The organism is Amycolatopsis sp. lyj-112 (assembly GCF_046549055.1).
Taxonomy (GTDB): domain Bacteria; phylum Actinomycetota; class Actinomycetes; order Mycobacteriales; family Pseudonocardiaceae; genus Amycolatopsis.
In genome coordinates this window covers 210,298-224,651 of sequence record NZ_JAJPWS010000005.1, presented here as the reverse complement: position 1 = coordinate 224,651, position 14,354 = coordinate 210,298, and the positions used below count along the sequence as shown (strand labels likewise).

Here is a 14,354-nt window from a genome sequence, read left to right as displayed (position 1 = left end):
GCATGATCGACGTGATCGTGGCGGGTGGTGGACCGACCGGCGTGATGCTGGCGAGCGAGTTGCGGCTGCGCGGCGTCCACGCTGTCGTGCTGGACAAGGAGCCGGAGCCGACCAAGGTCGTCCGCGCGATGGGTCTGCACGCGCGCAGTATCGAGATCCTGGACCAGCGAGGGGTGCTGGACAGGTTTCTGGAGCTCGGCCAGAAGTACCCGGTCAGGGGTTCTTTCGCCGGTATCACCAAACCGGTCCCGGACGGGCTGGACACCGCGCATCCCTACCTGCTCGGCATTCCGCAGACCGTCGTCGAGCGGCTGCTGAACGAACACGCCGCCGAACTCGGCGTCGAGATCCGGCGAAGCAGCGAAGTCGTCGGGCTGAGCCAGGACGACGACGGCGTCGACGTCGACCTGGCCGACGGCACCAGGCTGCGCGCGCGTTACCTCGTCGGCTGCGACGGCGGCCGCAGCACGGTGCGCAAGCTGCTCGACGTCGACTTCCCCGGCGAACCGAGCCACATCGAAACCCTGCTGGGGGAGATGGAGCTGACCGCGACCCCGGACGAACTGACCGCCGTGATGACCGAAGTCCGCAAAACCCAGCTGCGGTTCGGCGCCATGCCCCTCGGGGACGGCGTCTACCGCGTCGGCGTACCCGCCGACGGCGTGACCGAGGATTCCCGGGTCCCGCCGACCCTCGAAGAGTTCAAGCGGCAGCTGCTCGACGTCGCCGGAACCGACTTCGGTGTGCACTCGCCACGCTGGCTCTCCCGCTTCGGCGACGCCACCCGGCTCGCCGAGCACTACCGGCGCGGCCGTGTCTTCCTGGCGGGGGACGCGGCGCACATCCACCCGCCGACCGGTGGGCAGGGACTCAACCTCGGCATCCAGGACGCGGTCAACCTCGCCTGGAAACTGGCCGCCGCGATCGACGGCCGGGCACCGGAAGGGCTACTGGACACCTACCACTCCGAACGGCACCCGGTGGCCGCCGACGTACTGGTCAACACCCGCGCGCAGATGCAACTGATGGCCCTCGACCCCGGCTCCCAGGCCCTGCGCAAGCTGCTGACGGAACTGATGGACTTCGACGACGTCAACCGGCTCCTGATCGAGAAGATCAGCGCGATCGGGATCCGCTACGACTTCGGCGAAGGACACGAACTGCTCGGGAAACGGCTGCGGGACCTGCCCTTGAAACAGGGACGCCTCTACGAGCGGATGCACGACGGCCGCGGCCTGCTGCTCGACCAGACCGGTCTGCTTTCGGTACAGGGCTGGGAAGACCGCGTCGACCACGTCGTCGAAGTCAGCAAGGAGCTGGACGCGCCCGCCGTCCTGCTCCGGCCGGACGGCCATATCGCGTGGGCCGGGGACGATCAGCAGGACCTGACCGGCTCCCTGCCCCGGTGGTTCGGCGCTCCTACGGGCTGACGTCCTGCCCGCGGCGCAGCAGTTCGTTGAGCCGAGCGGCCTGACGCGTGAGATGAGCGCGTTCGGGGAGATTGTGCGCAAGCTCGGCGGCCTCGGCGTAGAGCCGCGCCGCGGTCGCCGGGTCACCGTCACGCTCATGGAGGTACGCCGCCACGGCGGAGTGCCGGGGCAGAGCGGGGTCGAGCTCCGCCAAGGCGGCGAGGCCGGCACGCGGGCCGTCGGCCTCGCCGACCGCGACGGCCCGGTTGAGGCGGGCCACCGGGTTGTCGGTGAGGCGCACCAGCTCGTCGTACCACTCGACGATCTGCACCCAATCGGTCTCCTCGGGCACCTGGGCGTCGGCGTGGAGCGCGGCGATGGCGGCCTGGGCCTGGAATTCCCCCAAGCGGTCGTGGGCCAGCGCCGCCTGGAGCACCTCGACGCCCTCGGTGATCAGACGCGTGTCCCACAGGCCGCGGTCCTGCTCGGCGAGAGGTACGAGGCTGCCGTCGGCGCGGGTCCGAGCCTCACGCCGCGCGTGGTGGAGCAACATGAGCGCGAGCAGGCCCGCCACCTCGTCATGGTTGATCCTGGCCGCCAGCTGACGGGTGAGCCGGATCGCCTCGGCGGCGAGGTCGACGTCGCCCGAGTAGCCCTCGTTGAAGACGAGGTAGAGCACGCGCAGCACCGTGGCGACATCGCCGGCCTGGTCGAACCGGACCTCCGAGACGGTCCGCTTGGCCCTGCTGATGCGCTGAGCCATGGTCGCCTCGGGCACGAGATAGGCCTGCGCGATCTGCCTCGTGGTCAGACCGCCGACCGCGCGCAGCGTCAGCGCGACCGCCGAAGCCGGCGTCAAGGACGGGTGAGCGCACAGAAAGTACAGCTGCAGCGTGTCGTCCACCGCCGTGCCCGGACCGGGCACGGGTTCCTCCTCGACGAGCACCTCGCGCCGCCTCCGGGAGGTGGCGGCGCGGGTGGTGTCGAGGAACTTCCGCCAGGCCACGGCGACCAACCAGCCCTTGGGGTCCCGCGGCGGATCCTCCGGCCACACACGGACCGCTTCGATCAGCGCGTCCTGCACGGCATCCTCGGCCGCCGCGAAGTCTGCTCCGCGACGGACGAGGATGCCGATGACAGCGGGGGTGAGGGTCCGCAGCAGGGAATCGTCCACCTGCATCACTCCGTGATGGTCGGCGGTACGCCGTAGGCCGGGCGCAGTTCGAGCCACTCGTGGATCGGTTTCCCGCCCGCACCCGGAGCCGCGGACAGCTCGCCCGCCAGTTCGAGCGCCCGTTCGTAGGTCTCGACGTCGATCACCATCCAGCCGGCGATCAGGTCCTTGGTCTCCGCGAACGGGCCGTCGGTGACCGGCGGCCGCCCCTCGCCGTCATAACGGACGAACGTGCCTTCCGGGGCAAGCGCCAGCTCGCCGACGAACTCGCCGGTGGTCCTGAGCCGATCCGCGAAGTCCTGCATGTACTGCACGTGGTCCGTGATCTCCTCCGGCGTCCACTGGTCCATCATCACGTCGTTGACCGCGGCCGGCGCGCCGCGGTAGTGCTTGAGCAGCAGGTACTTGGCCATGATGTTCTCCTTAATGCGTTACGGGCTCATTCTTCAATCCCCGGGACGCAGCCACATCCGGGATCTCGACATCCGCCGGGAAAGTTTTTCCTGGCAAGATCGAATCCATGCCCATCAAGACACTGCGGATTCCTACCCCGGACGGCCAGGCCGACGCTTTCGCCGCCTTCCCCGACGACGGCGAGCGGCACCCGGGCGTGCTGATGTACATGGACGCCCTCGGCCTCCGGCCCGTGCTGCAGGAGATGGCCCAGGAACTCGCCGGCCACGGGTACTACGTGCTCGTCCCCAACGTCTACTACCGGCACGGCCCGGCACCGGTGGTCGACCTTCCCGACCACATCACGGCCGAGATCCGGCCCGAACTCTTCGGCAAGCTGATGCCCTTGGTCCAGGCCCACACCACCGAATTCGCCCTGCGCGACGCCGACGCCTACCTCGAGTTCCTCATCGCCCAGCCCGAGGTCAGCCCCGGACCGGTCGCCGTGACCGGCTACTGCATGGGCGCCGTCCTGGCGATGCGGGCCGCGACCGCCCACCCCGACCGGGTCGCCGCCGTCGCCGGCTTCCACCCCGGCGCCCTGGTCACCGACGCACCCGACAGCCCGCACCGGCTCGTCTCCAGCCTCACCGCCGAGGTCCACCTCGGGTTGGCCGTGAACGACCTGTCGCCCGAGGGCATCAGTGAGCTGAGCCAGGCCTTGGACGCCGCGGATGTCCGCTACACCTGCGAGATCTATCCCGACACCGTCCACGGGTTCACCATGTCCGACACCGACGCCTTCAACCCCGCCGCGCTGAAACTCCACTGGGAGCGGCTGATTCCCCTGCTGGACCGGGCCTTGAGCACCGAGTGACCTGATCTCGCCCGGATGTGCCACCGGCTCAGGGTGCGACGGTGCGCAGAACGCAGTCACGCAGCAGTGCGCGCCGCTGAGCGTGGAGGTCCGAGGGCTCCGTCGCGGTGGCGGCGTAGACGTTGCTCACCGGCGACCAGGCCATGGACATGGCGATGACCAAGGCCATCACGTCGAAGGGGTCGCCCTGCCTGATGCGCCCGGCGGCCTGGGCTTCGGCGATGGCTCGAAGCTTGTGGTCGTCGTAGCGCTCGTGCTCCGCGACGAGATACCCGGCCGGGCGCCGCTCCAGACGGGCCCAGGTGGCGAGGCGGATGAGATCGGGACGGGCGAGATACTCGTCGTAGAGGCGCACGGCCCAGTCGGCCAGGTCCTCGACGTCGATGGGGACGACGTTGGTTATCCGCTCCAGTGAGGCGAAGAAGATCGCGTCGAAGAGCTGATCCTTACCGCCGAAGTAGCCGTAGAGCTGAGCCTTGTTGGTCCGAGCGGCGGTGATGATCCGATCGATACGGGCCCCGGCGATGCCGTACTGGGCGAATTCCCGCGTGGCGGCATCGATGATCCGCTGGTAAGTCGCGGCCCCACGCGCGCTCGATGGCTGATCCGACATACCCCCACACTAGCAGACTGACCAGTCTGTTTGCTGATTCACACGAGGTTGCCTACTCTGAAATAGACCGAACAGTCTGTTTAAGGAGAAGGATGCGCACCACCATCGGCTGGCAGGCAGACCCCACGACGCGCTCACTGCGCCGCACGACCCTCCAGCGTCGGGACCTGCGCCCGGAGGACATCGCGGTCCGCGTCGACTACTGCGGCGTCTGCCACAGCGACCTGCACGCCCTGCACCAGTTCACCGGCGACACGGACGGAATCCTGGTACCGGGGCACGAGTTCACGGGCACGGTGAGCGAGGCCGGCAGCGCGGTCACCGGCTTCGCGCCGGGAGACCCCGTGGCCGTCGGCAACATCGTCGACTCATGCGGAACCTGCCCGATGTGCCGAGCCGGCCAAGAGAACTTCTGTCGCGACTTCCCGACCCTGACCTACGGCGGGAGCGACCGGCAGGACGGCGCGACCACCCTGGGCGGCTACTCCCGCGAGTACCTCGTGCGCGAGAAGTTCGCCTACCACCTGCCCGCGGGCCTCGATCCGGCCGGAGCGGCCCCCTTGCTCTGCGCCGGCATCACCGTCTGGGAACCGCTACGAGCCCTCGGGGTCGGCCCCGGAAGCACCGTCGCCGTGGCCGGACTGGGCGGTCTGGGGCACCTCGCCGTCAAACTGGCCGTCGCGCTCGGCGCCACGACGTCCGTCATCAGCCGCTCCCCGGACAAGGCCGGCGAAGCACGCAGTCTCGGCGCGGACGGCTTCGTCATCTCCACCGACGACGCACAGATGGAAGCCGCCCGGGACCGATTCGACGTGCTCATCGACACCATCTCCGCTCCCCATGATCTGAACCCCTACCTGCGCACGGTCGCCATGGACGGCACCCTCAGCCACCTGGGCCACCTCGGGCCGGTCACCGTGGACACCACCGACCTGCTCATCGGCCGCAAGAAGCTCAGCTCCGCCGGCAGTGGCGGTCGCCCGTCCACCGCGGCGATGTTGCGCTTCTGCGCCGAGCACGGCATCACCGCCGACATCGAACTGCTGCCGTCGTCTCAGGTGAACACGGCCCTCGAACGCTTGGGGCGCAACGACGTCCGCTACCGCTTCGTACTCGACCTGTCCGACCTGGACTGATCGGTCTTCGGCTACCGGGCCGGGGTGGAGGTCGCGTACCGCGGGCTCCCACTGGGCCGGTAGACCTGGATCGTCACGCCACTCGAGGTACCTCGCGAGTCGACCAGTTCCAGTGCCGTGTCCCGGCCGGCGGCGGGGAACAGGCGCGTGCCCTGGCCGACGATCACGGGATAGGTCAGCAGGATCATCTCGTCCACGAGGCCGTCGGCGAGCAGCCGGCGGACCAGGTCGCCGCTGCCGTGCACCTGCAACTCGCCTCCCGGCTTTGCCTTCAGCTCGCGAATAGCGGCCACGAAGTCACCGGAAAGGACGGTCGTGTCCGCCCAGCCCGGGTCGGTGAGCGTGGTCGATGCCACGTACTTGGGCCGCGAGTTCAACGCCGCCGCGATGGGGCTGGTGCTCGGATCCTCCATCGCTCCCCACGAACCGGCGAAGATCTCGTAGGTTCGACGACCGAACAGGAACGCGTCGGCGCGCTGGTAGACCTCGCAGAGGTACGTCTCGACCTCGTCGTAGAACAGTGGCAAGGCCCATCCGCCGCGCTCGAACCCGCCCCGGCGGTCCTCGTCCGACCCGCCGAGTCCTTGCATCACGCCGTCGACGGAGACGTTCGTGGTGATGGTCAGTTTCATGATCGCGGTTCCCTTGCGGTTTTCGGACGCCCTCTCGTGGACGTCCTCTCACCCCTACTACGAATTCCCCGGCTCAGATCCGACATTTGCCGGCTGAATCTTTGCGGGACGAGCCTGCGACGGCCAAAAACCTATCGCCGACCAGGCAAAACGCTCTCAGATCGCCGCTGAGCGACGAACGACGCCCACCGGGTGTCAGCACCCTCGCCGCGCACAGTTCGCCCGCGGGCCGATCCGCCGATTCCGGCGCGTACCCAGTCGCGGGCGGCCGTCATCTCCGTTCTTCGCCACCCCAGGACGGCACTCAGTTATAAGGGTCATTATCACGGTGCATACCCTTGAGTTTGGTTACGCGCGTCCATGACGGTTAACTGGTAACGCGTATCGCGTGCCGACAGAAATAAGCTGGACATGTACATCATGTCTATGTACTGTTTCCGGCATGAGCAGGGAATTCAGGGTTTCGACGCCGGGCTTCCTCGTATGGCGGCTCTCGATGAAGTGGCGAGCGGCCATGGACAGGGCCTTGGCTCCACTGGGGCTGACCCACGCGCAGTACGCGGTGCTGTCGTCGCTTTCAGGGATGCAGCGGGAGGGGCTCGTGCCGAGCCAGCGCGCGCTGGCCGATCACACCGGCCTGGAACCGCTGTACGTCTCGAAGCTGGCCCGCGCCCTGGAAACCGACGGGCTGATCGAGCGCACTCGCGACCCGGTCGACACCCGGGCCGTCCGGCTGTCCCTCACCACACGCGGCAGCGAGGTCGCCGGCGAGGCGATCGCGATCGTCCATCCGCTGCTGGACCGGCTGACCGAACCGCTCGGTGAGCGCGTCGACGAGTTCGTGCGCGAACTGAACGCCCTGCTCGACGTTTCTCTGGATCCCACGGAATGAGGTCACCATGCCCGACATCGCGGTACTCGACTCGACGATGCACTACGAAGAACAGGGGAGTGGGACGCCGATCGTCTTCCTCCACGGCAATCCGGTGTCGTCCCACGTGTGGCGGAAGGTCCTGCCGCTGATCGACGGGCCGGGGCGGCTGCTCGCGCCCGACCTGATCGGCATGGGCCGCTCCGGCAAACCGGATATCGGCTACAAGTTCGACGACCACGCCCGCTACCTCGACGCCTGGTTCGACGCGCTCGGCCTGGACGAGGTCATCCTGGTCGGCCTGGACTGGGGCGGGGCGCTCGGCTTCGACCGGGCCGCGCGGCATCCGGAGCGCGTCCGCGGTGTCGCGTTCATGGAGACGATCCTCAGACCGATGACCTGGGCGGAGTACCCGGAATCGGCCCGCGAGCGGTTCCGCGCGTTCCGGACGCCGGCGGGCGAGAAACTGGTGCTGGAACAGAACATCTTCATCGAAGACGCGATCAAGCGCACGATCCTGACCGGTCTGAGCGACGAGGACCACGACGTCTACCGCGCGCCCTACCCGACGCCCGAGAGCAGGCGGCCCCTGCTGGAATGGCCGCGCGCGATGCCGATCGACGGCGAACCCGCCGACGTCGTGGCGCGCATCGAGGCCTACGACAAGTGGCTCGCCACCAGTGACGACGTCCCGAAGCTGCTGCTGACCTTCGACGGATCACCGGCCCTGCTGGTCGGGCCGGAACTGATCGGCTGGTGCGAGGAGAACATCTCCGACCTGGAGATCGTCGCCTGTGGTGCCGCCGCGCACCTGGCACCGGAAGACCGGCCCGCCGAGATCGCCGCCGCGCTCACCCGCTGGGCGGACGAGCGCGGCCTGCGCACGACGAACACGGTGCCGCACGCCTGATACCTCGCCGTCAGGACTTACCGGCTCAGCCGGGCGCCGCCGGTGTTAAGGAAGCGTTCCAGAAGTCGGCGTAGCGGCCACCGCGGCGGAGCAGCTCGTCGTGGCGTCCTTCTTCCACGATCCGGCCGCCGTCGAGAAAGGCGATGCGATCGGCGCGTTGGACCGTTCGCATCCGATGAGCGACCATCACCACCGTCCGGCCGGCCATCAGCCGTTCGATGCCCTCGTGGACGGCTGTCTCGTTCACCGGGTCCAGCGCGGAGGTCACTTCGTCCAGAAGCACGATAGGCGCGTCCTTCAGCAGAGCCCGCGCGATCGAGACGCGCTGGCGTTCGCCTCCCGACAGCAGCGTGCCGCCCTCGCCGACCTTTGCCGCCCATCCGCCGGGCAGCCGCTCGATCACCTCGTCCAGCCGCGCGGCGCTCGCCGCCGTCCGCAGCTCAGCCTCGGTGGCCTCGGGGCGGCCCAGCCGTACGTTGTCCTCGATCGTGCCGTCGAAAAGGTAGACGTCCTGGAAGACGATGGCGATCCTCGCCATCAACTCCTCGGTGCCGATGGCGCGCACGTCCACGCCGCCTACGCGCACCGCGCCCGCGTCCACGTCGTGGAAGCGCGCGAGCAACTGCAGCAGTGTGCTTTTGCCCGCGCCTGAGGGGCCGACCACGGCAAGCCGCTGTCCCTCGGGCACGGACAACGACAGGTCCTCGAACACCGTGCGGTCGCCATACTGGAAGGCGACGGACTCCAGAACCAAGCTATGACCCACCGGCTGGATCGGTTCGGGTGCTTCCGGTAGCGGCTCGGTGCGCAGGACCGCGTCGAGTCTGGCCAGCTCGGAGCGCGCGGCGCGGAGTTTGCCGCCCATGTCGGCCAGCGACAGGACCGGATCGGCGCAGCGGGCGGCCAGCACCAGGATCGTCAGCACCTCCGCGACACCGATGCTCCCGCCGAGCGCGAGGTAGGTACCCAGAACCAGCAACACGGTGAACATCGCCTGCACCACGAGCGTCAAGCCGATCATGCCGGGCAACACCGACAACACGGTTCGGCGGGAGGCGCGCTGAAGTTCCCGCAGCGCGTCGTCGAGCAACGCGAAGCGTTGGACGCTCCGGCCGCCGGTGCGCAGCACCGGCTGGGCCTGGAGGAACTCGATGACCCGCCCGGTGGCCTCGGTGTCCCGTGCGTGGCGGTCAGCATCGCCTGCGGCCATCGAGCGGCCGGTCCAGATCTGGATCGCCGCCACAAGCGGCACGGCGACCAACGCGGCCAGCCCCAGCTGCCAGTTGAAGGCGAGCATCACGCCAACGATCGTCACCGGGGTGACGAAGGCGGAGATGTAGGGCGCCAGCAGATGCGCGAGCACGCCCATCGTCTCCAGCACGCCCTGGCCGGCAAGGACGGACACCTCCCCGACTCGGCCGGGGCTGTACCAGCCGAGGGGCAGCCGGGCCAGATGATCGCCGAGGCGGTGATACATGCCACGCAACAGCGTGGTTCCGGCGCGGAAGCCGAACAGATCGCTGACATAGCGCAGCACCGCGTAGATCGCGACCGCGCCGCCGAACGTGATCAGCCAGGGCAGCGCTTCTTCGGGGTCGCTGCCGAACAGCGCCGCCAGCACGGGAACCAGCAGGGCGTAGGACAAACCCTCGACGATCGCGGTCATTGTCATCAAGACCACGGTGCGACGCACTGGCCGGGCGTGATCATGGCCCAGGACGTGCAGCAGCATGCGAATCATCAGTGCTCCTTGGATTGCCAGAAGGCGGCGAACTTTCCGTTCTCTGCCAGGAGGTCTGCGGGCCTGCCCTGCTCGACGATCGACCCGTTGTCCAGCATCACGATGGTGTCGGCGTCGGCGACCGTCTCCAGGCGGTGGGCGATGACCAGGATCGTGCGATCGCTCTCCAGCGCCGCCAATGCCTGCCGTACCGCCTGCTCGGTCTGCGGGTCGGCAAAGGCGGTCGCCTCATCCAGCACCAGGACGGGTGTGGCGGCGAGCAGGGCCCGGGCGAGTGCGATCCGCTGTGCCTCGCCACCCGACAGCCCGGCCTCCTGCCCGAGCACCGTGTCGTAGCCGCGTGGCAGGTCAAGAATTCGATCATGGATGTTCGCCATCCGGGCTGCGCGGACCACGTCGTCGAAATCAGCGTGTGGTACGGCAAGTGCGATGTTGTCCGCGACAGAGGCGCGCAGCAGGCGAACGTCCTGGAAGACGAAGGAGACAATGCGGTAGAGGTCATGGCTGCTGAGCTCGCGCAGATCGACGCCGCCCAGGGTGACCGAACCGTGGGTCGGGTCGAAGAAGCGCGGGAGCAACTGGACCAGCGTGGACTTACCGCTGCCCGAGGGCCCGACGATCGCGGTGACCGTGCCCGGTTCGAGGACCAGGTCGATCCCGCGCAGCACCTCGCGATCGGCTTCGTAGCCGAAGCGGACGTCACGCAGTTCCACCCGGTGGCCCTGCGGCGCGATCGGGTGCGCGGGCTCCGGCAGCGGCGCCACCTCGAGCACGTCCCGGATTCGGCCGATCGCGCGCTTGGCGGTCTGCAGGTCGTTGAAGCTGTGGGCGATGAGGGCCGCCACCGGAGCGGTCAGGCCCAGTCCCAGCAGCAGGAAAGGCAGCAGGTCGGCCGGGGGCAGGCCGCCGGCCGTGATCAGGGCGGTGCCGCCGATCAGGACGACCAGCAGCACGAACGGCGGTGACAGCACCAGCTGCATTCCGGCGGCGATCACGGAGAGGCCGCGCACAAAGCGAGAGAAGATGCCGACGAAATCGTCGGTGGCCGTGCGGAACCTGCGGTGGGCGCGCCCGGAACCGCCGAACGCCTTGACCACCGAGATTCCCTGGACGAACTCGACGACGGAATCGGCGATCTGCCCCATGGCCGCATCGAACTGTTTCTCCTCACGCAGCCGGGTCGGGGTCATCATCAGCGGGACGTGCGCCACGGCCAGCACCACCGGGATCAGCGTGATCAACGTGAGGCGCCAGTCGATGGTGAACAGGTAGACCAGCGAGAGCAGGGGCACCACGAACGCGGCGACGAGCTCGCCGGGGGCATGGGCGATGAACGGGTGCACGGCACTGATGTCCTCGCCCACCACTTTGGCCAGCTCCCCGGTCCGGCGCCGGGAGAACCAGCCGATCGGCACGCGTCCAAGCCGCGCGGCCAGGTGCCTGCGAAGAGCCAGTTGCACTCGGCCGTCGAGAAGGTGCCCGATTGCCGACGATGCGGCGGTGAACAGCAGTCGGACGAGCAAGCCGATCGCACCGGCGATCACCACGAACCAGACATGATCGTGATCGATCGGGCCAGGCGCCAGCAGGCTGCGCCCCAGTTCGATGACCGCCAGCAGCGGCGCCAGACCCGCGACGGCGCCGAGCACCTGCAAGATGACAACGGCGGCGAAGCTCCATCGGTAAGGGCGCAGCAGCCCTTCCGTGGACTTTCCCGCCGCGTCATCGGCGTCCAGTGAGGGCGGGGACTGCTCCCTCGTCGGCGCAAAGTCGGTCGTGGTCATCGCTCTCCTGTCTCGGCGTGCTTGTCGGTTTGACGAAACGGCTTCTCCGGCCCGGTCAGCCGTGCATCGCCACGCCGTACAGAGCCGCGAGCGCGTCGTCGATGGGATGGGGCTGCGGCCTGCCAGAGGAGTCGAGCTTGTTCCACCGCTGCAGGTTCGTCGCGACGGACATCTGCCGCTTGCCGTCGGCGCTGGTCATGGCCAGTGCTCCGGCACCCCAGACGGTGCCGCCATGCCCCCAGAAGGTGCCACCGGGCATCTCCATCGGGTACAGGCCCAGCCCGTAGTCGATGATCTTGCTCTCCTGGGAGAGGACCCGGACAGTGCGCCGCATCTCCGCCAGCGACGACGGGCTGACGATCTCCCCGGCGAACAGCAAGCCGAAGAACCGGTTGAGATCCGCGACGGTCGAGATCAGCGAACCCCCCAGCCCCGCATACGACATGTCGAAGACGCTGAAGTCGTGCGGCGGCTCGATCATGCCGAACCATGCCTCGTACATCTGCGAGTGCGGCCCGTTGACGTGCGGACTGTCCGGAAATTCGGTGTCTCGGAGTCCGGCGCGCTCGATGACGTTCTGGGTGATGTACTTCTCGGCCGTAATACCGGTTACCTGTTCCAGAAGTTGGCCGAGGAGCAGGTAGTTGGTGTTGGAGTACAGCCCCGGCGTGCCGCCCGGCGGGCCGAAGGCGGGCGCGCTGACACCCATCTCGATCAGGCCAAGGGGGTCGAACCGGGTGAACCGGTGGTCGTAATGGCTCTGGGGCGTTGTGTCCGCCAGGGCCGGAAAGGGCTTGAGGGCGGGGTAGGCGTACCGGAGGAATTCGGCGAAGCCGCTGGTGTGGTTGATCAACATCCGGACCGTGATCGCATCGCCGCGTTCTGCGGGAACCAGCTTCGGCAGATAATGGCCGATCGGCGCGTCGAGCCCGATCTGACCGCTTTCCACCTGCTGCAGCACAGCGGCGGCGGTGAAGGTCTTGGTGATGCTGCCAACGCGGTGCCGCATGTCGGCGGAGACGGGGCGGCCGGTGGCGACGTCGGCGACCCCGGCGGCACCGCACCAGACCTGGTCGCCGTCACGAACCTCGGCGAACAGGCCGGGCATTCCGGCGCGGTGGACGTTCTTCAGGGCGGTGTTCAGCTCCGCGGGACTTCTCATGACAGGCGTCCTTCCGTGGGTACGGACTCATGTTGCCAGGATGCACGCGGTGCGTGCAACACCGAGTGCATGAGTTAGGCTGAGAGCCGGCGAGAGGGGTTAGATGACAGGCAGAAGGCGCTGGTCGACCGAGGACATCCTGGATGCGGCGGCGGAGTTGCTGCGCACGAGCGACGCCGAGTCGTTCAGCGTGCGCAAGCTCGCAGCGGTGCTCGGCACCGATTCGTCCAGCCTCTACCGGCACTTCCGCAGCAAGACCGAACTGCTGCGCGCGGTCGCCGACCGGATCCTCTTGGCCGCTATCGACGGCTACCAGCCCGAAGGTGACTGGAAGCAGCGCATCATGACGCTGGCCCTGCGCATGCGAGAGGCATTCGGCCAGCACCCCCAGCTCGCCGCGGTCTCCGGACGCTATGGCTCAGGCGGCACCGGTTCCCGGCTGATGATGGAAGAGGCGCTGCAGGCGCTGCGTACCTCGGGACTGCCCGAGGCGGAGATCCCCGCGCGCTACCACCAGCTCGTGGTCCTCGTCGCCGCGTTGATCTCCTCCGAGGCAGGGGTCAGCGCCCTCACCCCCGAAGAGTACGAACAGGGAATGGAGCTGTTCCGCGTCTCTGTACTCGGCGCCGACCCCGAACGCTTCCCGGCTGTGGCCCATTTCGCCCGCGACATCCGCCCGCTCGGGGTGGACCGCCGCGCCGCGTTCGAAGAGATCCTCGCCGCGCAGCTTGCCCACATCGAGGCCACGATCTGCCTGAGCTAGTGTCGTGCGGCGCTGCACTCTGCGCACAGGACCGGGTTCGCTGGTGGCGATAACGGCACCGGGCACACGCCCGCGGCCCTACCGTGGCCGCATGAACTCACCGATCACGGGCACCGCCGCCGGCGTGCCGTTCACCGCGTTGCCGCCTGACGGCGACGGTGCCGCGCCGCTGATCGTCACCTGGCACATGCTCGACGCGCCGAGGTCGGACGCCGCGTTCGCCGCCGCGCTGCCGATGCACGGCCTGCCCGCGTGGCGGGTGCACCTCGGGATGCCGATGTGCGGGGCACGCATGGTCGACGGCAACATGGACGCCGGGGCGGAGCTGATGCGCAAGGACGTCCTGATGTCCGTTCTCCACCCGTTCGTCCAGCAGGCGGCCGAGGAGTTCCCGGCCGCGCTGGCGTCGATCCGGGCGCAGCTGCCGGTCGGCGACGGTCCGATCGGGGTACTCGGCGGCTCGCTGGGCGGGGCCGTCGCGCTGCAGATCCTCGCCGGCACGGACATTCCGGTCTTCGCGGGTGCGGTCGTGAACGCCGCGATCCGGATGCGGTCCGTCGTCGACCTGTTCCCCGGCGACTATCCGTACGACGCTGAATCCGAGAAAGCCGTCGACAGCCTCGATTTCCTCCCCCAAGCGGCGGTCATCGGTGACCGCGCGCCGCTGCTGGTCGTCAGCGGCGCGCAGGACCACCCGGCGCTGCGTGCCGACGCGCTCCAGCTCGCCGCCGCCGCGGGCGAACGAGCCGAACTGCTGTCGATCCCCGGGCTGGAGCATCCGCTCGCCGACGAGCCCGGTATCGAGCCCGCCCCGCAACGGCCCACGACTCGCGAGGTGGACGCCGGTCTGACCACGTGGTTCCGGCGACACCTCGCGCAGGCGGGCTGA

Annotated in this window: 14 protein-coding genes; 7 read left to right on the top strand and 7 right to left on the bottom strand. The window is 68.6% G+C overall.

Going from position 1 to position 14,354, the window contains the following annotated elements:
- The first annotated feature begins 2 nt into the window (after positions 1-2).
- The gene (gene rox, locus ACLJRL_RS19520; protein WP_410657641.1) at positions 3-1,430 is read left to right on the top strand and encodes a rifampin monooxygenase; all 1,428 of its coding nucleotides are present in this window, start codon (positions 3-5) and stop codon (positions 1,428-1,430) included.
- Here rox and ACLJRL_RS19515 read toward each other — a convergent pair.
- Complete coding sequence (locus ACLJRL_RS19515; protein WP_410657640.1) at positions 1,420-2,583, bottom strand: RNA polymerase sigma factor; 1,164 nt, start codon at positions 2,581-2,583, stop codon at positions 1,420-1,422. The genes rox and ACLJRL_RS19515 overlap by 11 nt on opposite strands.
- A gap of 5 nt (positions 2,584-2,588) precedes the next feature.
- Positions 2,589-2,996: a YciI family protein gene (locus ACLJRL_RS19510; RefSeq protein ID WP_410657639.1), complete on the bottom strand. Its 408-nt coding sequence runs from the start codon at positions 2,994-2,996 to the stop codon at positions 2,589-2,591.
- A gap of 107 nt (positions 2,997-3,103) precedes the next feature.
- Here ACLJRL_RS19510 and ACLJRL_RS19505 point away from each other — a divergent pair, with 107 nt between their 5' ends.
- Positions 3,104-3,853, top strand: coding sequence for a dienelactone hydrolase family protein (locus ACLJRL_RS19505; RefSeq protein WP_410657638.1), 750 nt, complete (start codon positions 3,104-3,106; stop codon positions 3,851-3,853).
- A 28-nt stretch (positions 3,854-3,881) separates the two neighbouring features.
- Here the strand turns inward: ACLJRL_RS19505 and ACLJRL_RS19500 are convergent, their stop codons facing one another.
- Entirely contained in the window at positions 3,882-4,466 is a 585-nt protein-coding gene (locus ACLJRL_RS19500; RefSeq protein WP_410657637.1) for a TetR family transcriptional regulator, read from the bottom strand.
- Between the two features lie 92 nt (positions 4,467-4,558).
- On the opposite strand from ACLJRL_RS19500, the gene ACLJRL_RS19495 reads away from it, so the two are divergent.
- Complete coding sequence (locus tag ACLJRL_RS19495) at positions 4,559-5,602, top strand: NAD(P)-dependent alcohol dehydrogenase (protein ID WP_410657636.1); 1,044 nt, start codon at positions 4,559-4,561, stop codon at positions 5,600-5,602.
- Between the two features lie 11 nt (positions 5,603-5,613).
- On the opposite strand, the gene ACLJRL_RS19490 is transcribed toward ACLJRL_RS19495, so the two are convergent.
- Positions 5,614-6,234, bottom strand: coding sequence for a dihydrofolate reductase family protein (locus ACLJRL_RS19490; RefSeq protein WP_410657635.1), 621 nt, complete (start codon positions 6,232-6,234; stop codon positions 5,614-5,616).
- A 442-nt stretch (positions 6,235-6,676) separates the two neighbouring features.
- On the opposite strand from ACLJRL_RS19490, the gene ACLJRL_RS19485 reads away from it, so the two are divergent.
- Together ACLJRL_RS19485 and ACLJRL_RS19480 are read left to right on the top strand one after the other, a co-directional pair.
- Complete coding sequence (locus ACLJRL_RS19485) at positions 6,677-7,126, top strand: MarR family winged helix-turn-helix transcriptional regulator (RefSeq protein WP_410657634.1); 450 nt, start codon at positions 6,677-6,679, stop codon at positions 7,124-7,126.
- Between the two features lie 7 nt (positions 7,127-7,133).
- The gene (locus ACLJRL_RS19480; RefSeq protein ID WP_410657633.1) at positions 7,134-8,015 is read left to right on the top strand and encodes a haloalkane dehalogenase; all 882 of its coding nucleotides are present in this window, start codon (positions 7,134-7,136) and stop codon (positions 8,013-8,015) included.
- A gap of 25 nt (positions 8,016-8,040) precedes the next feature.
- Here the strand turns inward: ACLJRL_RS19480 and ACLJRL_RS19475 are convergent, their stop codons facing one another.
- The 3 genes from ACLJRL_RS19475 to ACLJRL_RS19465 all read right to left on the bottom strand — a co-directional run bounded on the left by ACLJRL_RS19475 (position 8,041) and on the right by ACLJRL_RS19465 (position 12,702).
- Positions 8,041-9,756 (bottom strand): ABC transporter ATP-binding protein, encoded by a 1,716-nt coding sequence (locus tag ACLJRL_RS19475; RefSeq protein ID WP_410657632.1) that lies wholly within the window; start codon positions 9,754-9,756, stop codon positions 8,041-8,043.
- The gene (locus tag ACLJRL_RS19470; protein WP_410657631.1) at positions 9,756-11,405 is read right to left on the bottom strand and encodes an ABC transporter ATP-binding protein; all 1,650 of its coding nucleotides are present in this window, start codon (positions 11,403-11,405) and stop codon (positions 9,756-9,758) included. Before ACLJRL_RS19470 ends, ACLJRL_RS19475 begins: the two co-directional genes overlap by 1 nt.
- Positions 11,406-11,595: 190 nt before the next feature.
- Positions 11,596-12,702, bottom strand: coding sequence for a serine hydrolase domain-containing protein (locus ACLJRL_RS19465; protein ID WP_410657630.1), 1,107 nt, complete (start codon positions 12,700-12,702; stop codon positions 11,596-11,598).
- A gap of 103 nt (positions 12,703-12,805) precedes the next feature.
- Between ACLJRL_RS19465 and ACLJRL_RS19460 the strand changes: the two genes are divergently transcribed.
- A complete protein-coding gene (locus ACLJRL_RS19460) occupies positions 12,806-13,465 on the top strand; it encodes a TetR/AcrR family transcriptional regulator (RefSeq protein ID WP_410657629.1) in 660 nt (219 codons plus the stop codon).
- Positions 13,466-13,556: 91 nt separating this feature from the next.
- Positions 13,557-14,354, top strand: coding sequence for an alpha/beta hydrolase (locus tag ACLJRL_RS19455; protein WP_410657628.1), 798 nt, complete (start codon positions 13,557-13,559; stop codon positions 14,352-14,354).